A 22239-nucleotide genomic window follows, 5' to 3' on the forward strand; every position below is an offset into this window, starting at 1 on the left:
CTTATTTGTTTTAAAGGGGCTGATACAACCACCAAACAGTACCAGCTACCGCCAATGATAGGGGCAATGACAGGGTAATCATCAACGCTATTTCATCTTTTGGACCATTGAACTTGGTGGCTAACATATAGCTTATCACCGCCACCGACATACTCATCAAGGCAATAATAGTGGCTTCTTGTATGGCACTGAAGCCAAACCAAGGCACGATCATCAAGGCAACAGCAGCCCCCATTAGCGGACGAAGCAAAGCAAGTGAGCATGCTCGGTAGATTTTACTGCGTTCGCTAAAGTTTAGGTTCGCTAAGGACTTACCCAGTAGCATCAACATAATCGGCAGGGTAATAGCGCTTAGCATGGTCAATGTGTTCAAAATCGGCTCAGGCATAGAGAGTTCGAACGCTAGAGCTAGAACCCCCAACAGCAAAGCCGCCACAGGTCCATTCTGCAACAATTGCTTTGGATGGTAACTGCCAGACATAAAGCCCACCCCTAGGGTGAAGTGGCTGACTTGCACCACCGAGCTGACGACCACAGCCACCGCTAATCCTTCTGGCCCAAACAGGGCATAGGCCACAGGGATCCCCAAGTTCCCCGTATTCGGGTTTACCAATGGCGGTAAATAGAAACGAGCATCTAAGCGACACAGTTTAAGCAAAGAAAACGCCAGCAATGCCATCACGACTAAACAGATGATGGTGGCTGCTACAATGGAGAGCATTCCAGCCAGATCCATTTCCATATTAAGCACAGCAGAAAGCAGTAAGGCAGGTAGCCCTACATTGGACACCAAAGAACCCAGCTGTGGATTGTCAAGGTAAGCGGTTTTCTTAGTGAGAAAAATACCTAAACCTGCCAAGAGAATAATCGGCGTTAGCGCCGTTATGAATGCAGAAACCATAACACTCCTTGATAATTTATAATTTTATCGTGAGATACGAGCTCCGCTCGTACGCCCCGACCCCTTTCGGAGAAGCAGTTTTCAATCGCGGGATAGAACCCGCTCGTACGACCCAGCTCCGTCCGGGGAAGCAGTTTTCAATCGCGGGATACAACCCGCTCGTACGACCCGGCTCCGTCCGGGGAAGCGATTATTAAATCGCGGGATACAACCCGCTCGTACGCCCCGACTCCGTCCGAGGAAGCAGTTTTCAATCGCGGGGTATAACACGCTCGTACGACCCAGCTCCGTCCGGGGAAGCAATGCTTCAATCGCGGGATACAACCCGCTCGTACGACCCGGCTCCGTCCGGGGAAGCGATTATTAAATCGCGGGGTAGAACCCGCTCGTACAAGAACAGTCTTTCGCTGAAATGAATTGTATTCTCAATAACAGGGCATGTCTTGCAACGGGCAGACTAAAATCAAGAAATGCATTTGACCTTTGTGTTACACATAGGTTTTAAACTATGGCTATGATCCAATGAAAAGAGGCCAATATGAAAGTAAGTGAACTTGCTAAAAAAGCCCAAGTAACACCAGAGACGGTACGCCATTATACCCGCGAAGGGCTCATTAAGGCACAGCGTAACCCGAACAATGGCTACCAAGAATACAACCATGAAGCCCTTAAAAAGCTGCAATTTATTCAGCAAGCACGAGAGCTGGGGTTTAGTTTAAAACAAATCAGCGACATCTTTGCACAATCCGATTTAGGGGACTCTCCATGTCCTATGGTACGAGACTTACTACGCCAGAAGGTACCAGAAACAAAACGCCAGATTGCGCAGTTACAAGCGCACTTGCACAAAATGGAAGCAGCACTGGCAGCTTGGGAAGAAATGGAAGACGGTGTTCCTAATGGGCATTCCATTTGTTGCCTTATCGAAGATTGGCAAGAAGCAGCCTGTTGCGAAGGAGATCACCAATGACTGATCGCGCTCACCAACATATCACCTACACCGTTAGCGGCATGAGCTGTCAGGGCTGTGTTAACAAAGTGCGTCAGAAACTGTTAGCACTAGATAGCCATGCTGAGGTCATTGGGCATCCAAAGGACAACCGTCTGGAAATAAGCTCAACGCTCTCTAACGAGCAAATTGCTGGAGCCATTACCGATCTGGGGTATCAGTTTGGCGGTGAAGTGCCGAGCAACTCAAACAAAAAAGTTAATCAGGTGGCGGATTACAAAGTATTAGGGATGTCTTGCCAAGGCTGCGTCAAAAAAGTCCGAACAGCCATTCAATCATTAGATGAGCACGCTCAGGTTGATGGTTTCCCCCAAGAGAACCGTCCCCACCTTGTCAGCACTTTAAAACAAGATGAGGTAGCCGATGCCGTTCAAGCCGCCGGATATCAGTTTGACGGTGTCGATCCAGATACAGCTAAGCAAGACAAACCAACACAAAATGATGTCACCGATAAAGAAGAGCATAAGGCACAGCAAGCCAGCGTTGGTGGCGAAGCGACTTTGGATAACACTTTTATCCAGCTATCCCTGAGCGGGATTACTTGTGCTGGCTGTGTGGATACCATTCAAAAAGCATTAGATGCATTACCAACCGTAACTCACGCCGAAGTAAACTTTGCCAGTCGTACTGCTCAAGTCAGCGGTGACACATCAGCAGAGCAGTTGATCAGCGCTGTAACGGACGCAGGCTATGGTGCGAGCTTAATTGAAGACCCATCCAAAGCACAGGATGAGCGCGCTCAAAGTGAGCAAAAAGAATATCGTTACAAACGACTTTATGCCGCCTCAGGCTTAGCCGTTGGTGTGCCATTAATGCTATGGGGACTATTGGGCGGCTCAATGCACGTGGCCACCCATCATGAACAACTGGCTTGGGGCGCTATCGGTGTATTGACGTTGTTGGTAATGGTGTTCGCTGGTCGACATTACTACAGCAGTGCCTGGAAAGCCTTTACTCATCGCCATAGTAATATGGATACCTTAATCGCCATCGGTACCGGATCGGCTTGGCTATATTCCATGGCAGTGGTGCTCTTTCCTGAAGTATTACCCAGCAATGCACGTCATCTGTATTTTGAAGCCAGCACCATGATTTTGGGTTTAGTAAACCTCGGTCAAGCGTTAGAGGTTAGGGCACGAGGTAAAACCAGCGAAGCCTTAAAGCGCTTGTTAGACCTGCGTCCTAGTAAAGCAACGGTTATTCGTTCTGGCAAAACCGAGACGGTCGATGTCACCAGCATCAATATTGATGAAATCATTCGAATTAAAGCCGGAGAAAAGCTGCCTGTAGACGGTGTGATCACAGAAGGCTATGCCACCATCGATGAGTCCATGTTAACAGGCGAGCCCATCCCTATAGAGAAATCCGTTGACAGCCAAGTCAGTGCCGGCACCATCAACGGGAACTCAAGCTTCCAATACAAGGCTACAAAAGTAGGCGGAGATACTCTGCTTGCTCAGATCATTACCCTAGTCAGCAAGGCACAAAACTCTAAGCCTCCCATCAGTCGCTTAGCAGATACAGTGTCATCCGTGTTTGTGCCCAGTGTTATGATCATTGCCATTATCGCAGCGTTATTCTGGCTGAACCTTGGTCCCGCTCCGGTGGCTATTAATATGCTGGTTGCGGCGATCTCAGTACTGATTATCGCATGCCCTTGTGCGTTAGGTTTAGCAACTCCTATTTCCACTATGATTGGTGTGGGGAAAGCGGCAGAGTACGGCGCTCTGATCCGTAATGGTGATGCTCTGCAAAAAGCCAGTGAAATCAATACCATTGTGCTGGATAAGACTGGCACTATCACAGAAGGTAAGCCGAAGGTCACTCAAAGCGAGTGGTTCGATATAGATGAAACACTCGCCAAACGTGTTATTTATGCTTTAGAAAGCGGTGCCAATCATCCATTGGCTCAAGCTTTGATGCTCTTTAGTGAGGATCAAGCCGATACAGCGGCGACTGTTAAAAAATTTGAATCCATTACAGGTCAAGGCGTCGCAGCAGAAGTAGATGGTACTTATTACTTACTTGGTAATGACGACTTGATGCGCTCGCGTCGCTTAAGCCTACCAAATACCGAATTAGTGCAGACTGTTGGCTCTCATGTATATTTAGCCAATGCAGACAAAGTGTTGGGGGTGTGCGTTATTGAAGATGAAATAAAGCCGACCTCTAAGGCCGCTATAGAGCATTTTCATCAAGCGGGAATTAAAGTGATCATGCTCACCGGAGATAACTCAGTCGCTGCTAAGGCGGTCGCCGAAAGCGTAAACATCGATGAGTACAAAGCGCAAATGCGCCCTGAAGATAAGCTTGAGTACGTCAAACAGCTGCAAAGTAAGGGGGCTATAGTGGGAATGATTGGTGATGGCATCAATGATGCGCCAGCCCTCGCGCAAGCTGATGTCGGTTTTGCTATGGGAGCCGGAACCGATGTGGCCATGGAAAGTGCGGACATTACCTTAATTGGTAACGATCTTAACAATGTGGCGAATGCCATCCATATCAGTCAGGCAACTCTCACCAATATCAAACAGAACCTTTGGGGGGCGTTTGCTTACAACAGCCTTGGCATTCCTGTTGCTGCAGGGGTATTGTTCCCATTCACAGGTTGGCTACTGAGTCCTGTCATTGCTGGCGTGGCCATGTCTTTGTCGTCAGTCACAGTCGTATTAAATGCAAATCGCCTACGCTTGTTCAAACCTGCCGCTCAAAAGGAGGATTAGGATGATGCAAATCTTGTTAAATTGCCTTGGTGTGCTTGCCATTGGCTTTATCGTTTGGTGGTTTTGGCTGAGTAAGAAATAGAGAAGAGTCATGAACCGTAGCGCTTTTGCTCATACACTTTCACTAAAATTCAGCGGCTTAGAGTCCGCTGAAGATAGTCTCATCGTAGAGGCTTTAATGGCTTATCCTGGGGTAAGTGCTGCCAAGATAAAGCCCGCTAAGTCGCAGATTCAATTTCGCTATGAGGTACAACTGACCAACCTCAATGAGCTAATAGAATTACTGCAGGCTTTGGGGGTTAAGCCATATACAAAAGGACTTTGGTGGAAATGGCGGTGGCATCTTGCCAAGCAAATAGAGCAAAACATTCAAGCCAATGTGGCCCATGTGCCGCATTGCTGTGGCAAAGCCCCCATCAGTGCCCGCCGCCGCTAATCTCGGCAGGCGGTAGCTTCAGTCTGGCAATGTAGACAATGACCGCCATCGATAAAGCGGCCACAAAGGCCCCGATATAGCCGACAAACTCTAACCCGATATGATCAATTGTTAAGCTGCCAACCATGGCACCGGCGCCGATCCCTAGATTAATGATACCGGAAAAGAGCGACATGATAATGTCGGAGGCACTGGCATCAATACCCAAGACTCGTGCCTGCATGGCAAGAATGGTCAAAATCATTGCTGCGCCCCAAATGACGGTTATGGTGATCAGAGCCACTTGAGAGGTCACCGACCATGCCATCAGCCCCATGCATACCGTCATTCCTAAGGCACTAGCAATCATCAATGGGGCACCGAATTTATCACCAAAATAGCCGAATAACGTACTGCCAATAATCCCAGCACAACCAAAAGTCAGCAGCAAAACAGTGGTAAAACCGCTGGAAACACGACCAAATTGAATCATAAACGGCTCAATGTAACTGTACGAGGCATAATGTGCGGTAAACATTAGAAACACTGCCAGATACATAATAAACAGTAGTTTATTACTGAATACCGAGGTCACTTTGGCTTTCAGATTTCCCGAGGTCAAACTCGGCAACTCTGGCAGCAAGTGGAACACTGCTAAGGTAATCACCAAGGCTGCAAGGCCAATGGCTTCAAAGGCCATACGCCAACCCATGTATTCGCCAATGATACGGCCTAGCGGTACGCCAAGCACCATGGCCATGCCAGTGCCAGTCGCTAACACACTTAAGGCGAAATTCATTTTGCCAGGGGGCGCAACACGGATGGCAATAGAGGCGGTGATCGACCAAAACACCGCATGGGCAAAGGCCACACCGATGCGACTGATAAGTAAACTTTGGAAATCCCAAGCAAAAGCAGATAAACCATGACTGACAATAAAGACACTACAGGTACCAAGCAGCAAACGCTTACGCTCCATACGACTGGTTATTAGCATCATCGGCAGCGACATTAAACCAACAATCCAAGCATAAATTGTCAGCATCCAACCCGTTTGTGATGGAGTAATGTTAAAATCATCGGAAATTCCTGTCAGCAAGCCGACAGGCACAAACTCAGACGTATTAAAAATGAAAGCGCAGAAGCCTAATGCAAGCACCCGTAAATATTGTACATATTTCGGTGTTGTTTCTGCTGGGGGTAACTGAGTCATAATGATCCCGATATCAAGTTTGGCATTGCAAAGGCATTCTATTCTTCACGTTCTAGCGCTGATTAAAAGCCGCAAATATGGATCTTTTGAACAAGCGTTACCCCTTGATACGCAGAGACTTTAGCTTCACACACTAAAATTAATGAAAGATTTTACTCATTTATGATGCGTTCCAGCCCACCTAATTTTGTTAGCATTCGTCGCCAATTTGATTTTAAAAGCATTGAAATGGGGCAATGGGTGACAGCCCAAGAACGCGACCGTGTTGCGCTGAACTTTTACAATGCCTTAATGGATTTAATGAAGGTGCTGAATGCCCCAGAAACACTGATATCTCTGCGCGGTAGCTTAGGATTGCAGTACGGTAAGGGAGGGCGTTTAGGCGTTTCGGCGCATTATATTCCGGCAATCCGTAAACTGTCCCTAGCCAAGAACGCCGGAGCAGGAAGCTTGGCCCACGAGTGGTTCCATGCTTTTGACCACTATATGGGAGATAAGATGTTTCCCATTGCTGATCGTATGGCCTTTGCTTCAAAACTTTGGCTTAACGATTACCCCTATGGTCCGCACACGCTCAACCTGTTATTGGCGCAGTGTTATGAAACCATTCTATTGTCACCAGATGGCAAACAACCAAGTGCGCTATTTGTCGCATCACAACTGACCGATGAGCGCTTAAATACACTGTATTATTCGAAACCTGAGGAAATGTGTGCTCGAGCGTTTGAAGCCTTTATAGAGGATTCCGTGCCTAACAGCCGATTTCTGGTGCGTGGCACTGTGGGTACTGATGAAGCCAAATTGGGGTTGTACCCAAGTGGTGAACAAAGGCTGATGATTAATGAAATGTTTCAGCAGTACTTTTCACTGCTGGGGGATGCATTACATCGAGAGCAAAAGAAGCTAGCCAACCAAGCGCAACTCAGTCATTAGGCCAGCTTCTTAAAGCCATCACTAACTGTCGCTTATCTGCCTTTCGGAGGGTGGCCTTTATTCCTCACGTGTTGGTTTTAATGGACGAATGCCGGACGCTGTGCGAACGAAACCAACATCACGTAAAACATGATCTTCTAAATGGCCAAACGTCTGGTTCAGACGACGTTGTTCGAAGTATTCTTTGGCGATGTTTAATAAGGCAATAAAGCTCATAATCTTCTCCTAAAAAAGAGTGATCATGAGAATTTACGAGGAAGGGATGGAAAGCTATCTTGACCGCGTAAATTCTCGCGATCAATGTGGTTAACAACACTAAACGCGAAGACCGAAGGCCCAGTTGGCTTTTCGGACATAAATTCGAGGCGCAGTCATAGATGTTGTCATGGTGTAATGCATGCAAATCATAACGGCCTCCGAATACGTTTAGGGTTTAATGAATTGTCTTTAAAAGACTTAGTTATTAAGTCGTTTTTGTAACAATATGTCAATCAACCGATTAAGAAATAAACAAGGATGGCTATAACGTGACCGATCTTTTGCTCATTGCGTTTGTATTTTTAATGGCCAGCGTCATTGCCGTACCATTAGCTTCAAAGTTTTCCCTAGGCTCTGTTCTAGGCTATTTGCTTGCAGGCATTACCATTGCGCCGCTGCTGACCTTACTTAATGTGGATGTCAAAGCTGTTCAGCACGTCGCTGAGTTTGGTGTGGTGATGATGTTGTTCCTGGTTGGCTTAGAGCTTGACCCAAAAGAGCTGTGGCGAATGAAAGGGCGCTTATTAGGCCTTGGCGGTGGACAAGTGCTGCTCACTACCGCCTTGATTGCTGCCATTGCTTCCCAATTTAACCTCCCATGGCAAACAGCCATCACGGTTGGGCTGGTTTTCTCTTTATCGTCTACGGCTATCGTTCTACAAACGCTTAACGAAAAGGGCCTGCTTAAATCCGATGGTGGCCAAGCCTCATTTTCAGTTCTGCTGAGCCAGGATATCGCCGTCATTCCAATGTTGATTATCTTGCCAATGCTTGCGATTCCTGAGCTTGCTCAGTCAGCTCAGTCAGCTCAGTCAGCTCAGAATGGAGCAGGGCAAGGACACTCAGAATTCAGTCTGATCGCCGGTTTGAATGACTGGCAAACTGCCTTAGTCACCATTTCAGCCATCATTGCGGTTATTTTTATTGGCAGTGTTCTGTCTTCGCCAATCTTTAAGTTTGTTGCGATGGCACGCTTACGTGAGCTTTTTACTGCCTCGGCATTATTATTTGTTGTCGGCATCGCTTTATTAATGTCCCTGGTTAATTTATCACCAGCACTCGGTACCTTTATCGCAGGTGTCGTTTTAGCGAACTCTGTGTTTAAGCATGAGCTAGAAAGCAATATTGAGCCAATTAAAGGCTTACTGTTGGGTTTATTCTTTATGACGGTGGGAGCCAGTATCAATTTTAGACTGTTGGCCGATCAGTTTTTAATCATAACTGGGCTGACCATTGCATTGGTGCTTATCAAGGCTAGCGTACTCTGGGGATTGGCCAAAGCATTCAAGGTGGAAGGCAGTGATAGATGGTTATTGGCGTTGGGCCTAGCTCAAGCAGGTGAATTTGGCTTTGTTTTGCTGTCATTTACCGTAAGCAATGGCATTTTGAGCAACGAAATGGCGGATAACTTGTTACTTGTCGTGGCCATGTCGATGTTGATTTCACCAGGGCTGTTTATCATTCATCAAAGGTTTTTCCTGCAAGCGTTTTACAACAAACAAGAGCATAACGCACCGAAGCAAGCCATTCCCAACGAAGGTAAAATCATTATCGCGGGATCAGGCCGAGTTGGTGGCATGGTGGATTTAATGCTTAGAACGGCGGGATATGAAACCACTGTGGTGGATTACAGCATAGAACGCTTAAAAGAGTTGGAATCGTTCAAAATAAACACATATTTTGGCGATGCCACGCAGCCAAACTTATTAGAAGCTGCAGGGATCAAAGATACCAAGCTATTAGTGGTTGCGTTAGATGAAGCACCGCAAATTACCAAATTGGTAAGGCATGTGCTAAAGCTTTATCCAAATGTACATATCATCGCCAGAGCTGTAGATCGCCATCATGTCTATGACTTATGGGCTGAAGGCTGTCGAGATATTATTAGTGAAACCTATGATTCGTCATTGCGTATGGGCCGTTCTGCCTTTGAAGCTTTAGGCGTCACAGCCGATGCGGCTGAGCAAATGAAAGACTTGTTCCAACAGGATGATCGTGAAGCAATGCGCCAGGCTGCTAGCGCTTACAAAGTTGGCGTGCCGGCGCACGAGAACGAAGAGTACATCAAGAGTGTGCTGGAGTTATTTGAGAGCAAGCATCCAGAAACCAAAGCGAAGCTGATTGCGATACGAGATCAAAACCAGAAATAGCAACAGCAATGAAAAACATTTAAAGACAAGGAATTAACGCAAAACAGCGCTAATTCCGGATATTTCACTATTTCCGATAATAACATTTATCGGAAATAGTAGGCCTATTTCCAGCATCCTTAATCTGATTGTTTGTCTATCTTATAGGTTTTGGCAAATTCCAATCGTTTAACACGCAAACGTGATTTCCAAACTGCTGAACACATAATTTAGCTCGAAAGTTTAAACCTCCGCCTGTCAAAAACGTTTGGACTTATTGTTCGCCGAATCAGTTCTAGCTTGCTTATCAGCACCTTTGGATAATCCATCGTCTTATACTGGTGACCAGCTTTCTTTATCTATTTGAGCTCAGCCTGATATGGCAACTAAACCGACGTTACTTAGCCAAAGTCCAATCACATTGTGACACTTGATGGTAAGCGTGTTCGGACGAACTTTGCTTGATCTTGCTGCGCTGATTTATTGGCATTTCTGGCTCTAATAGTGATCCTTACCCTGCTCTAATTTAGTTGACCACAGCAACTAAATACCCTAATTAAAAACCAGCAGAAATGTAACTCGTCCTTAAACGCCAGAAAGTCGCTCCTACTAAAGAATTCAGGTATCGATGTGCTGTGCACTAGCTCTTTTTGAACGTATTAGATTAATAATCGGCGTTACCAATTGTGGTGTAATGTCCACCGCATTGGATGAATGAGGAATGGTATTGGAGGTGATCAATTCACTCAGCCCACTATTAAGCAAAGCTTGATCAGAGCCATCCGCAAAAATTCCATGTACGGCGACACATTGAATATTATCGATGCCTTTCGATTTTAGCGTTTTGACGCACTCCATAATGGTCTGGCCACTGGCGATAACATCGTCAATGATCACCGCTGTTCGGCCTTGATAGCACTCGATATTGGGCAGTGACACTTGCACATTACGATCGCCATAACGTTGCTTCTCACCAATCACAAACGGGTGCTGGCTATAGGCCGCGATACTCGAAACCCACTGCTCGCTTTCGCTATCGGGTCCGACCAGTAACAGGTTGTTTTGCTCTTTGAGCCAGCTTGCCAGGGCTGGAGCGCCTTCTACCACACAGCTCGGTACCGAGTAGATTTCATCGAGGGAATGATAACGGTGTAAGTGTGGATCTACGGTGACTAGCCAATCCATATGATGAGACAGGCTTTTGGCGAAAATACGCGATGTTACGGCTTCACCATCAACAAAACGGCGATCTTGACGCATATAGCTAAGATATGGTGCCACCAAACCCACTTGGGTCGCCCCCAGCTCCCTTAGGGTTTCGACTAAAAACAGCAATGGCAAATATTTACTATTAGGGTGTGATAAATCTGCCAACACTAAACAATCACGGTCTTTCACCTCAGAAATAATACGCAGATACGACTCACCATCTGGGAACTGACGTGCACTAAACTCACCAATCTGTCCCCCGATGGCCTTTGCCAAGGGCTGCAAAAGTGAATGCTCTTGTAAACAGAATAGCCAAGGGGCTGTGTCTGAAGTGGATGTTTTTATACTCATGTTTCATCCCCTATAGCAAAAATGTCCGACTGCAGATAATAGGTTTGCGCGTATTGCAGCTCGCCTTCGGTGTCACTGAAAAGCGTGAACAGTGGCTCGCCCTGCTTGACTATATCACCAACGCTCTTATGTAAACGCAAACCAGCCGCGGCGGTATTCGGAGCACCGGCCAATTTTGCTAAGCGCGCGAGCTGGCGGTTATCTATGGCTTGTAAAACACCAGTCAAAGAAGCGTTTTCGGTCTTATAAAAGTTGGCTTTGGGTAACGCTTTAAAGCCTCCTTGAGCATCGACAATACGCTGAAACTGCTTCCATGCTGCGCCGCTATCAAGTATTGCTCTGGCTCTGTCTAGGCTGCGATTGAAGCTCTCTGGATCGGTGAGAAAAAAGAGGTGCGCCGCTAAAAATAACGCTCGCTCACAAAGGTCTTCTGGTGCCTCAGGCTTCCCTTGTAATACTGATAGCACATCACGGGCTTCTTCTACCGGCCCGATACCACGTCCTACAGGCTGTGTACCATCGGTAATTAAACAGCGAATCTGAATACCACAAGCAGCCCCCACTTGGGTAAATAGCGAACTCAATCGCTCTGCTTCTTTATTGGTACGTACTTTAGCGGTGGGCCCCACAGGGATATCAATCACGGCATGTGTCGAGCCTGCGGCAATTTTTTTCGATAACACCGAGGCGATTAGCTGCCCTTCACCATCCAGATCCAGTGCCCGTTCAATACGGATCAGCAGATCGTCTGCTGGGCTTAGATTCACCGAGCCACCCCAAGCTAGGCAGCCATGAGTCTGTGCCACCACCGTTTGAATTTGACCAATTGACAGGTTAACACTGGTCAGTGCTTCCATTGTGTCAGCCGTACCGGCTGGAGAGGTAATGGCTCGAGAAGACGTTTTAGGGATGGTTAAACCGGCGGCACTGACGATCGACACCACTAAAGGCGTGGTACGGTTACCTGGCAACCCCCCAATACAATGTTTATCCAATACCATATCGGCATGGGACCACTTTAAGCGCTTACCGCAGGACACCATCGCTTGTGTCAGAGCAACGATCTCGTCCACATCCAAACGACTGCCGGCGCAGGCACTAAGGAAACTGGCTATTTCAATGTCAGAGTAACGGTGGGCGCTGATGTCTTTTATCACCCCATTGATTTCGTCATCACTGAGCTTATGACCAAAGATTTTCTTACGTACTGCTGCCAGAGAGGTGACGACTGGAGCATGGCTGACGCAAATGGTCGTGCCATCTGTCACCCCAAGACGTCGCATAGCGATTTTAGATAAGCCTGCATTACCGGGCTCTAGTACAGATTCATCGACCACATTGATGGTCGCAATGACATCAATCTCTTTATAGGACAATATGACTCGACTGCTGGCGGTGAATCCTTCAGACAGACAGATATGACAATCACTACGCATATAGACGACTGGCTCTTGATGGGTATCAATGCCAATATCCACAACTTTTAACGTATTAACGAATTCCATAGGCACCCCAAATCGAGCACTTTTATTAGGCTGTTCCCTTCGTCATCTAAGTCCAAAGTGAACGCCACAAACCTCTTTAAAGCATTGATTAACATTCTAGTTTTTCAAGTTCTAACGGTAATTTTAGGCATTTTTAACGTCTATATTGATCTGATGTCGGGCCTTGTGGTGATGACAAGCTTGTTCTACTCGCGATACAGCTCAGGATGCATAAAAGGCGCAAGCGCGAGTGTCAAAGCCTGAGTATAGACACTTTGACGATTCTCTAAGTGATTCGTTAGCACGCCAATCGCTCCGCCTTTTTGACGGATATTGTGCTCATTGAAGATATCATCCATCACATGTGCCAGCTCTTCGCCTTGTTCTAGTCGTGCATAAACCGATGGCGGTAATGGAAGGTTTGCGCTTCTTCCAAGTGATTCTAGCCCGTGGCAATTACGAATCGCCACGTAGGCAAACGTAACAGGCCCCTCACTAAAATTGTCAACGCCGCCTTCCATCGCCACATAAAAATCGCAGTGCTGTTCACGGTCTGTCTTGGCACATTGAAGGGTACGGTTTTGCGCGCCTAGCTTAGTATCTGTTTCATTCATCGGTTGATCGGCTACGCCAGACGGCACGGCAATCGTTTGAACTTCAACCATGTGATTTGGAAAGGCTCTAGAAAAAGCCTTTTCTGCTGCCCCACGTTTGACTGGGTTGGTTGATCCGACCAGAATTCGAAGTATCTCCTTCGACATAGTAATTCTTCCTTTTCTCAGCTTTAAATAACAAAAAAGGCCGCTAAAGCGACCTTTTGTAGAGATTGATGGAAAACTCAACTAGTCTGCTTGCGCTTTGATAATCGGAGTTTCACACTGAACGTCGGCGTTTTGGCCGCGATGACGTAACAGATGATCAATCAATGTCAAAGCCAACATGGCTTCTGCAATCGGCGTGGCACGAATACCGACACACGGGTCATGGCGACCTTTGGTAATCACATCAATGGAGTTGCCTTGACGATCAATACTCTTACCAGGCACCGTAATACTAGACGTTGGCTTGAGAGCCATGTGAACTACGATGTCTTGACCAGATGACATGCCACCAACGACACCACCTGAATGATTACTTAAGTAGCCTTCTGGTGTCATTTCATCACGGTGTTCACTGCCTTTTTGCTCAATCACATCAAAGCCGTCACCCACTTCTACACCTTTCACAGCGTTGATGCCCATCATAGCTTTGGCAATGTCCGCATCCAAACGATCGAATACTGGCTCACCTAGACCTGGCATCACGTTTTTCGCAATTACTGTGATCTTAGCACCGACCGAATCTCCTTCGCGACGAAGGTTGGTCATGTATTCTTCTAGTGCAGGAATAGCGTCCGGATCAGGGCTAAAGAAAGCATTGTCGTACACTTGGCTCAAGTCTTTCGCTTCTAGCTTGATTGGACCAAGTTGTGACAAAAAGCCTTGAATTTCGATGCCGTAACGCTGTTTTAGCCATTTTTTTGCAATCGCACCGGCTGCCACACGCATTGCCGTTTCACGGGCAGAAGAACGACCGCCACCACGGTAATCGCGGAAGCCAAATTTCTGATCGTAAACATAGTCTGCGTGCGCTGGACGGAACGTATCTTTGATATTGCCGTAATCTTTTGAACGCTGATCCGTGTTACGAATCAATAAACCAATCGGTGTACCGGTCGTTTTACCTTCAAACACACCCGAAAGAATTTCCACTTCGTCCGGTTCACGACGTTGTGTTGTGTGCTTAGATGTACCAGGTTTACGCAGGTCAAGATCGCGTTGAATGTCCGCTTCGGTTAGCTCCAGACCTGGAGGGCAACCATCAACAATAGCGCCTAACGCTAAACCGTGACTTTCACCAAAAGTGGTGACTGTGAATAAAGTACCAAATGTATTGCCAGCCATCGTTCTAGATTACTCTTGTTGTAATGTCTTCAGTTCGTCTTTGCTCAGCACAAAGACGCCATTGCCGCCATTTTCTAGCTCAACCCACATAAATGGCGTATCAGGGTAAGCCTCTTGAAGAGCGACTTCAGAGTTACCTACTTCATAGACCACAATACCGTTATCGTGTAGGTAATTCGCTGCTTGTGCAAGAAATGCGCGGGTAAAATCCAAACCGTCCGTACCAGAGGTTAACGCCAACTGGGGCTCATTATGAAACTCTTCTGGCGCGGTGTGGTAGTCATCTGCATCCACATACGGTGGGTTACAAATGATCAAATCGTATTGTTTGCCTTCTAGGCCTTGGAACATATCAGAGTGAATCGCCGTCACACGGTCTTCCACTTCATGCATCGCAATGTTCTGCTCAGCAACGTCTAGTGCGGCGTCACTGATGTCAGTGATATCCACGCTTGCATCTTCAAAAGTCAGCGCAGCGGCAATGCCCAAACAGCCACTGCCAGTGCACATGTCCAGAATACTTAGCGGGTATTGCTGTAACCATGGCTGAAACTCGTTTTCGATCAACGCCATAATCGGTGAACGCGGAATCAAGGTATCTTTGGTCACCTTAAACGGTAACCCCATAAACCATGCTTCGCCCAATAAATAGGGTAACGGTTCACGCTTATTAATGCGCAAATCAACAAACTTCAGAATGCGTTTCTTTTCATTGGTGGTTAAGCGACTGTCTAAGTATTCCTTGGGAAAATCCACTGGTAGTGACAAGGCACCTAATACGAGTTGCACGGCCTCATCCCAAGCATTGTCAGTGCCGTGGCCATAAAAGATATCGGAATTGCGAAAACGCGAATAGGTCCAACGGATGAAGTCTTGGATCGTTTGCAAGTCGCGTACTGCTGATTGGTGTCGGCTCATGAAACTCTATCTTAATACAAAGGGGCTCATTATAACGGCAAAGGGAGTCAGACTCTACGCATCCGATTTACTCGGTTTTAAAGTTTTCGCCAAATCCTGTAAATCATGCAGTGCTTTGTCTAATAAGTGTTCATATTGACTGTTATTTTGCTTTTGCAGCAGTTCAATTTGCTGCTGGGCCCCCATTAGGGCGTCATTGAGCATCTGAATGGTCTGGTCCTGCTTGGCCAAATCGACTTGGGCTTGGCTCAATTTAGTATCCGCTTCGTGCAATTTAGCAGAGGCTTCTGCCTGCTCTTTTTCTAACACTCGATTTCTCGCCAGAGCGTGATCTAAACGCTCCGCCAGCTGATCTTTTTGTGTCTGCAGCTGTTGCTCATTGGCTTGGCTCAATTGTAAGGCGTCAAGGGTCTGCTCAAGTTGTGCTTCCGATGCGATCAAGGCTTGAGAGAGTGAATCCCCTCGCCCTTCCAGCGCTTCTTTGCGCAATGACATTTGCTGTTCGTAAGCATGTACTTTTTCATCTAACAGAACCGACAGCGATTGCACCACATCACGTTCAAAGCGCTTAAAGCTGGGTGTGAGTTGCTCACCAATGTCTTTAACTTCACTTTCCTGGTACTCACGGTAGGCTTCTTCCCAATCGTTGATCCCATTAAGCAGCGTCGTATTCGAACAGCCTCGGCCATCGAGTTCTTTGAAGTATTGACTGAGACGCGGAATATTGGGGAAGGTATTGCCTTCAATCAACTTCCAACATGCTTCAATAATTTCTTCTTTCGCAATATTCGCCTTACGAGCCATACAACCTAGACCTTATAAAAAAACAAATAGAAATATGGGTATTTATTTTACGGTATTTACCTTTAAAAACCTAGGTTAGAGGCCACTTGGGAAAGAATAATGCTGACGCTCTTTGTTATTAAACTGCCCCAAAGCTTGCGTGGTTATCTCATAACCTAAATCGATCAACTCTTTGGATCGCCAGAATTCATAGAAGCTGCAAGCATCCTTGGGAATGGAAATCAGCAAATCCGGTGGATAGCCGGCCACCTTATATTGCGTTAGCGATTCTTGCATGGCCTCAAACATCATGTTGATGGTTTGAATGCGCCCCCAACTTTGCGTGTTGTAGCGCGTTTCCGGCTCAACGTCTTCTTCCGCCTCTGCCTTGACGCGACCGAAGAAATCTTTAACGCCTTGCCACCACTCAGAAGACTCTTTTTCAGGCTCAATAAAAGTCGCTTGCTCCGGCTGCTGCGCTGGGCCATTGAGATCCACGGCAATAATGTAATCGGCACCGGCTGAAATGGTGGGGATGATCGGCAAAGGATTAAGCACGCCACCATCCACGTAGACACGCTGACCTACTTGCACGGGGTTCACGATCGAGGGCACCGCCGATGAGGCACGCATTGCAGGCAATAGTAGTCCCTTCTGAAACCAAAACTCTTTCTGGCTTAAAATATCGACACCAATTGCAGTAAAAGGCAATTTTAAATCTTCGATTCGCACCTCGTCACCAATCAACTGCTCAATAAATTGGAAGTAACGATCACCGCGAATATAGCCTCCCATCAAAACCGCCATATCAAGCAGCTTTAAGACATTTAAACGATCTAACTGCTCGGCCCATTTTTGATACTGCGGCAACTTACCACATAGGTAAACACCGCCAATGATGGCACCAATGGAGCAGCCTGATATGGACACTACTTTGTAGCCTTGCTCTTCGATGGCATTGATAACACCGATATGAGCATGACCGCGGGCGGCCCCACTCCCCAAAACTAATGAGACGGTTTTCTGTGACATGGCTGTACGCTTTAATTAATTGGAATTGCGTACAAAAATAACACGATGGGCACCGTAGTTGGTATTCCCCATATTGGCTAAATTGATAAATCGAATGAGCGTGCGCTCATCAGGGTTTAAGCCCAATCGAATCTCTTCAATATAAGCGTCACCCACATCAATAGCACTGCGCTCGTCGGCAGCACTGGTAACAAACGCCACCAAGCCCTCGTAGCTGTCTAAGGTGTTTAAGAAGCGACGAATTCTCGGCACATCGGTGGCACTTAATTGGGCCAGTACATCAATGTCTACATCACTGCCTTGTGGAATGATTTCATCCACTCGAACCATCACATCCCCAGCACCGCGGCGATTCAGATACACCACCCAGTAGTGCATACGGGAATCCTTAACCACCCAAAGGGACTGACTGGCATCAGGACCATAGAGCAAATAGTCGCGAAAGAAGTTGTTGGCCCAAGCATTGGAGCTACCGCAGGCACGGCTCTCACAATAGTACAGCAGATCACCACCTTCTATATCCTCGATGGCTTGAGCATAAAAGCGCTCTACCGCAGACATAGGAACATTACGACCGATTTTGTACAAAGTCTGAATCGCAGAACCCTCGACGGTTTCCACTTTTTCTGGCTCCCAACCTCTACCGGAGCGATAGATTTTAGCCAAAGGTATTTCGATATAGCTGTTTTCCAGTGGCGTGCTTTTGACAATCTCAGCTCCACGGTAAACAGGTAATCCGTCATCGACCGCCATTAGAGACTGGCTAGCACTCAACACAAGTAAGGATGACAGGGCCGCCCCAACGATTCGAAACATAACCTCTACTCCTTAGACCAAATGTCTAGTTCTGATCGATAAAACGATGTATTTCCTCTGCTATATACGCGGCAGTATCGGGTTCTAGATGAAAATGATGATTTCCACTGAGTCTTTTTAGCTTAATCCAAGGAAATGTTTTTGCGCGCTTTTCGATCAATTTTTGTTGTTGTGAAAAGATTCCTTGGTTGGCTACCAAGGCTAAAGTTGGGCATTTAATCGATTGAATAAAGGCCTCAACAGACGCCTCATCCATACGAAAAGGGGATGGAAATGACAACTTATAATCGGCACGCCAGACCCATTCGCCATTAATAACGGTCGACCCTCTCTCCACCAGCGGCTTGGCTGCCGCATAGGATAGTTCAGTGAAACCATGCATACGCGCATGAATCAAATCTTCTTGAGACGGGTAACGAGAGAAGCGCCCACTGCGCTTTTTCAACATTTTCTGCATCGCACGCTGCATGGTCGTTACACGCTGATCCGCAGTCGCCGTCGCTGGCCCCATGCTATCTAGGACAATTAAGCCACGAACTTTATCTGGTGCCAAAGCAGCTACAAGCATGGCAACCGCTCCCCCCATACTATGGCCAATCAGCCAACTGGGTTGCGGCGCTGCTTTGAGAACACTGATGACATCCAGTGCGTAATCCCATAGATGATAAAAGCAACCATCGGGACGATGCTCGGACAAGCCATGTCCAGATAAGTCTAAAGCGGTTAAATGATAGTTAGGAAGGTATGGTGCGAGATGTGAGAAGGAAGCAGCGTTATCCAACCAACCGTGTAGCATTAGCGCAGGCAATGCATCGGGGTCGCTTGATAGCCACTGCTTAGCGGCGAGTTTGGTATGGCCAAGATTGAATGCCGTTTCATTGGACATATAAATTAGACGCTTCTATCAGTGTTTAGGAGAAATTGCCCACCTAAATTGACAGCATGCGGTCGCAAAAAGTTCCCCTTCAAGCGCTGCAATGGTGGCAGTTTGCATCTGAAATGCCGCTGGCAAGAGTTCGTCAGCAAGCATATCCACTAATTGGTAAGCAAATGGCTGATGTGTGACGAGCAGAACCGAGTCGTAGGGCAAATCGTGTAGCCATAATGCCACGTCCAATTCTTTACCGCTTGGGGTGATGCTATCTAAGGTCTGTGGCGAGGTTTGCGTCCCCAGCACCTTGATAAACTCGCTAGCAGTTTGTTGAGCCCGTAAATACGGGCTCACAAAAATGGCATCAAAGCCCTCATCGCGAGCAGCGAACTGCTCGGCAGTGCTACGAACTTCGTCATAGCCCTGCTCGGTCAATGCACGCTGAGCATCTTGATCGTAACCAAACGGCTCAGCGTTGCCATGGCGCAAAATGTATAAGCGCTTAGTCTTCACGACCATTTTTTTCTGGCCAAGACTGGAATGGGAATGGTTTTTCTTCTTTCGAGAAAGCCAAGAAAGAAATGATTTGCTTAATAAAAGTACCTGTTGAAGATACCCATTGATCTAATGTCGAGATCTCAGTTTTGCAAGCAAAACGAACCAATGTGGTGATGATGACTAGGAAGCCAAACACTGTCAAAGCAATGTTTAACACGCCCCAGTAGACCAGCATGAACAACATTCTGATCCAAAATTCTTGATTAGCGTAACCAGGTTTACTCATTTATATTTACTCCAGCAGTCGCGAATTCAACATCCCATTTTTGCTCGCCAGTCATCATACTGCCGATCAGGGAATCCAAACTCGCATTGTCAAAAATCAGTTTGTACAAACCTGACGCAAGTGGCATATACAGACCATGTTTATCGGCCTCTTCTACAACCATACGCAAGGTATTCACACCCTCCGCCACTTCGCCAATGGCACCAATTGCTTTTTCCAGCTCTTCACCAGAACCCAAAGCAAAGCCTACGCGATAGTTGCGACTCAAAGGTGAGGTACAGGTTGCGATCAAATCTCCCATGCCTGCCAACCCCAAAAATGTCATGGGATTGGCCCCAAAATGCACCGCGAAGCGACTCATTTCCGCCAAGCTTCGGGTCATAATCATGGCCATGGTATTTTCGCCAACCTTCATAGCCTTCGCCAAACCACAGACAATGGCATATATATTCTTCAATGCCCCGGCCAATTCAACGCCAGTACTGTCGCGATTTTCATAAACTCTAAAGGTACGAGATTTCAACAACTCGATCACCGTCGCCCGTAACGCGTCATCGTTACTAGCGATCACTGAGCCGGTTAATTGCCCAGCAGCAATTTCTTTTGCTAGGTTTGGACCACTGAGGACCCCAATTCGTTCCGTAACACCGTTTCGGCGCAGGATATCGCTCATTAGTTCAAAGCGATTTGGGTTAAAGCCCTTAGTAGTACTGATCAGGATTTTATCTGCTGTCAGCAATGGCTTAATACGCTCCACTACTTGCTCGAAGGATTTCGATGGGATCGATACAAAAATAGTATCGCTGGCCCGAATCGCTTCTTCCAAGTTGCTGGTCGCTAAAAGCTCACGATGCAATGGTGCATTTGGCAGGTAACGGCTATTCAAGCCGGTAAGATTGATTTCTTCGACCTGATCTTCATTTCGCATCCATTGACTTACCTGATGGCCATTGTTCGCCATAATATTCGCCAATGCGGTGCCAAAACTACCACCACCTAATACACAAACCGATTGCTTATCCATAGTTTCTTCAATGCCTTATCGTTAAGAAGAACAGCTTACTTCTAAATGACGCCCCCAGTCAGGCGCACGTTTCGCTAAAGCGTCGCTTTCCAAGTGCTCATCAAAGGGGCTATTGAGCACCTTGAGCAACTCTCTAAACGGCAAGTAATCACCTGACTCAGCCGCTTCAATTGCTTGATGAGCAAGATAATTTCTCAGAACAAATTTTGGATTAACTCGTCGCATCTGTTCGCTGACGGCCTGTTGATCTCGTCCGTCATTTCTTACAGACCAATAGTAGTCGAGCCAATCCGCCATTGCTTTTCTATCTACGACTTCATCCATTAATAATTCCGGCTTATCTGCTTCTAATCGACTCAAAAAGCGGAAGAAAATAGTAAAGTCTAATTGCTCTTTTCGAAGCACAACGAAGAGTTGCTCGAGCATGGGCTCCAACTGCGCGACATCAGATAAGCCTAGTTTAGCCGCCATCAATTCATCATAGTGTGATTGCAAGCAAGGCTCGTAATGCTTGAGGATTTCGATCAATTCCTCTCGCGTGAAATGCTTTGAAAACGCAAACAGCAGACAGTTCAAATTCCAAAGACCAATGCCCGGCTGACGATGAAAAGCATAACGCCCTTCATAATCCGAGTGGTTGCAGATCCAACGGTCGTTGAAATCTTCCATAAAGCCATAAGGCCCATAGTCAATGGTTTCACCTAGGATGGAGAAATTATCGGTATTCATCACGCCATGCTGAAACCCCACCGATTGCCACTTTGCCACCATTCGTGCGGTACGCTGAACGACGTCAATTAACATCGCCTTAACTGGCTCTGACTCATCTTTTAGATGGGAGAAATAGGTGTCTAAGGTATAGTCAATCAGCTGTTGCAACTCGTCATATTTCTTATGCGCAAAGAAATATTCAAAGTGACCAAAGCGAATATGCGTTTTCGCAGTGCGGATCAGCATCGCGCCGATTTCTGGACGCTCACGGTACACAGCATGCTGGCTGTCGTATAACGCCAATGCACGTGTTGTGGGAATACCCAAGCCATACATGGCTTCACTGGCCAAGTATTCACGAATGGTCGATCGCAATACTGCACGACCATCCGCCTGACGACTGAAGGGGGTTTGACCTGCCCCTTTGACATGCAAGTCATGCAGCACACCTTGGCGATCTTTCACTTCACCAAGCAACACACCGCGACCATCACCTAAACGTGGCGTAAAGCCACCAAACTGATGCCCCGCATACACCATACTAAGAGAGTCATCGACCGTTTCTTGGCCACTCAATTGGCGCTGAACGAATTCATCTGAAAAGTCGATGCCCAGCTCTTGAGCCAAGTCCTTATTAAACTCAACCAAGCGCTGCTCTTGCAAAGGCTGCACCTGAGTATGCGCAAAAAACTCATACCCTAGCTCAGCAAAATGGTGGTGTAGCTGCATGCT

At 46.9% G+C, this 22239-nt stretch carries 21 protein-coding genes; 5 read left to right on the top strand and 16 right to left on the bottom strand.

What is annotated here, in order from left to right:
- Positions 1-10 precede the first annotated feature (10 nt).
- Positions 11-901, bottom strand: coding sequence for an AEC family transporter (locus MAQ5080_RS09680; RefSeq protein ID WP_067209223.1), 891 nt, complete (start codon positions 899-901; stop codon positions 11-13).
- A 538-nt stretch (positions 902-1439) separates the two neighbouring features.
- Here MAQ5080_RS09680 and MAQ5080_RS09685 point away from each other — a divergent pair.
- The 3 genes from MAQ5080_RS09685 to MAQ5080_RS09695 all read left to right on the top strand — a co-directional run bounded on the left by MAQ5080_RS09685 (position 1440) and on the right by MAQ5080_RS09695 (position 5069).
- Positions 1440-1871 (top strand): MerR family transcriptional regulator, encoded by a 432-nt coding sequence (locus MAQ5080_RS09685; protein ID WP_067209227.1) that lies wholly within the window; start codon positions 1440-1442, stop codon positions 1869-1871.
- A complete protein-coding gene (locus MAQ5080_RS09690; RefSeq protein ID WP_067209229.1) occupies positions 1868-4633 on the top strand; it encodes a heavy metal translocating P-type ATPase in 2766 nt (921 codons plus the stop codon). The genes MAQ5080_RS09685 and MAQ5080_RS09690 overlap by 4 nt, the downstream gene beginning before the upstream one ends.
- A 91-nt stretch (positions 4634-4724) precedes the next feature.
- The gene (locus tag MAQ5080_RS09695; RefSeq protein WP_067209231.1) at positions 4725-5069 is read left to right on the top strand and encodes a heavy-metal-associated domain-containing protein; all 345 of its coding nucleotides are present in this window, start codon (positions 4725-4727) and stop codon (positions 5067-5069) included.
- Here MAQ5080_RS09695 and MAQ5080_RS09700 read toward each other — a convergent pair.
- A complete protein-coding gene (locus tag MAQ5080_RS09700; RefSeq protein WP_067209232.1) occupies positions 5050-6261 on the bottom strand; it encodes a sugar transporter in 1212 nt (403 codons plus the stop codon). The genes MAQ5080_RS09695 and MAQ5080_RS09700 overlap by 20 nt on opposite strands.
- Before the next feature lie 162 nt (positions 6262-6423).
- Between MAQ5080_RS09700 and MAQ5080_RS09705 the strand changes: the two genes are divergently transcribed.
- Positions 6424-7194 carry a CLCA_X family protein gene (locus MAQ5080_RS09705; protein WP_067209234.1) on the top strand — a complete coding sequence of 257 codons (771 nt, stop codon included), beginning with the start codon at positions 6424-6426 and terminating at the stop codon, positions 7192-7194.
- Between the two features lie 57 nt (positions 7195-7251).
- On the opposite strand, the gene MAQ5080_RS17405 is transcribed toward MAQ5080_RS09705, so the two are convergent.
- Positions 7252-7410, bottom strand: a complete 159-nt coding sequence (locus tag MAQ5080_RS17405; protein ID WP_156496558.1) for a hypothetical protein — start codon at positions 7408-7410, stop codon at positions 7252-7254.
- A gap of 311 nt (positions 7411-7721) precedes the next feature.
- Here MAQ5080_RS17405 and MAQ5080_RS09710 point away from each other — a divergent pair, with 311 nt between their 5' ends.
- The gene (locus tag MAQ5080_RS09710) at positions 7722-9602 is read left to right on the top strand and encodes a cation:proton antiporter domain-containing protein (RefSeq protein WP_067332964.1); all 1881 of its coding nucleotides are present in this window, start codon (positions 7722-7724) and stop codon (positions 9600-9602) included.
- Positions 9603-10199: 597 nt separating this feature from the next.
- Here the strand turns inward: MAQ5080_RS09710 and MAQ5080_RS09715 are convergent.
- The 13 genes from MAQ5080_RS09715 to MAQ5080_RS09775 form a co-directional block, all read right to left on the bottom strand.
- Complete coding sequence (locus MAQ5080_RS09715; RefSeq protein WP_067209239.1) at positions 10200-11141, bottom strand: ribose-phosphate diphosphokinase; 942 nt, start codon at positions 11139-11141, stop codon at positions 10200-10202.
- Positions 11138-12646: a thymidine phosphorylase family protein gene (locus MAQ5080_RS09720; protein WP_067209242.1), complete on the bottom strand. Its 1509-nt coding sequence runs from the start codon at positions 12644-12646 to the stop codon at positions 11138-11140. The genes MAQ5080_RS09715 and MAQ5080_RS09720 overlap by 4 nt, the downstream gene beginning before the upstream one ends.
- A 185-nt stretch (positions 12647-12831) precedes the next feature.
- Positions 12832-13386 (bottom strand): inosine/xanthosine triphosphatase, encoded by a 555-nt coding sequence (yjjX, locus tag MAQ5080_RS09725; RefSeq protein ID WP_067209246.1) that lies wholly within the window; start codon positions 13384-13386, stop codon positions 12832-12834.
- Between the two features lie 81 nt (positions 13387-13467).
- Positions 13468-14568, bottom strand: a complete 1101-nt coding sequence (gene aroC, locus MAQ5080_RS09730; RefSeq protein ID WP_067209250.1) for a chorismate synthase — start codon at positions 14566-14568, stop codon at positions 13468-13470.
- A gap of 9 nt (positions 14569-14577) precedes the next feature.
- On the bottom strand, positions 14578-15486 hold the full coding sequence (gene prmB / locus MAQ5080_RS09735; RefSeq protein WP_067209253.1) for a 50S ribosomal protein L3 N(5)-glutamine methyltransferase: 909 nt from the start codon (positions 15484-15486) through the stop codon (positions 14578-14580).
- 54 nt (positions 15487-15540) lie between these two features.
- Entirely contained in the window at positions 15541-16290 is a 750-nt protein-coding gene (locus tag MAQ5080_RS09740) for a hypothetical protein (RefSeq protein ID WP_067209256.1), read from the bottom strand.
- A 75-nt stretch (positions 16291-16365) separates the two neighbouring features.
- Positions 16366-17301, bottom strand: a complete 936-nt coding sequence (locus MAQ5080_RS09745; protein WP_067209260.1) for a patatin-like phospholipase family protein — start codon at positions 17299-17301, stop codon at positions 16366-16368.
- Between the two features lie 15 nt (positions 17302-17316).
- Entirely contained in the window at positions 17317-18117 is an 801-nt protein-coding gene (locus tag MAQ5080_RS09750; RefSeq protein ID WP_082861073.1) for a DUF4892 domain-containing protein, read from the bottom strand.
- Between the two features lie 25 nt (positions 18118-18142).
- The gene (locus tag MAQ5080_RS09755) at positions 18143-19003 is read right to left on the bottom strand and encodes an alpha/beta hydrolase (protein WP_067209262.1); all 861 of its coding nucleotides are present in this window, start codon (positions 19001-19003) and stop codon (positions 18143-18145) included.
- Between the two features lie 18 nt (positions 19004-19021).
- The gene (gene sixA / locus MAQ5080_RS09760) at positions 19022-19501 is read right to left on the bottom strand and encodes a phosphohistidine phosphatase SixA (RefSeq protein WP_414852941.1); all 480 of its coding nucleotides are present in this window, start codon (positions 19499-19501) and stop codon (positions 19022-19024) included.
- Positions 19491-19772 (bottom strand): DUF4389 domain-containing protein, encoded by a 282-nt coding sequence (locus MAQ5080_RS09765; protein ID WP_067209267.1) that lies wholly within the window; start codon positions 19770-19772, stop codon positions 19491-19493. The genes sixA and MAQ5080_RS09765 overlap by 11 nt, the downstream gene beginning before the upstream one ends.
- Positions 19765-20796, bottom strand: coding sequence for an NAD(P)H-dependent glycerol-3-phosphate dehydrogenase (locus tag MAQ5080_RS09770; RefSeq protein WP_067209271.1), 1032 nt, complete (start codon positions 20794-20796; stop codon positions 19765-19767). The genes MAQ5080_RS09765 and MAQ5080_RS09770 overlap by 8 nt, the downstream gene beginning before the upstream one ends.
- Before the next feature lie 21 nt (positions 20797-20817).
- Positions 20818-22236 (bottom strand): protein adenylyltransferase SelO, encoded by a 1419-nt coding sequence (locus MAQ5080_RS09775; RefSeq protein ID WP_067209274.1) that lies wholly within the window; start codon positions 22234-22236, stop codon positions 20818-20820.
- Positions 22237-22239 lie beyond the last annotated feature (3 nt).

The sequence above is a fragment of the Marinomonas aquimarina genome (assembly GCF_900089755.1).
Taxonomy (GTDB): Bacteria; Pseudomonadota; Gammaproteobacteria; order Pseudomonadales; family Marinomonadaceae; genus Marinomonas; species Marinomonas aquimarina.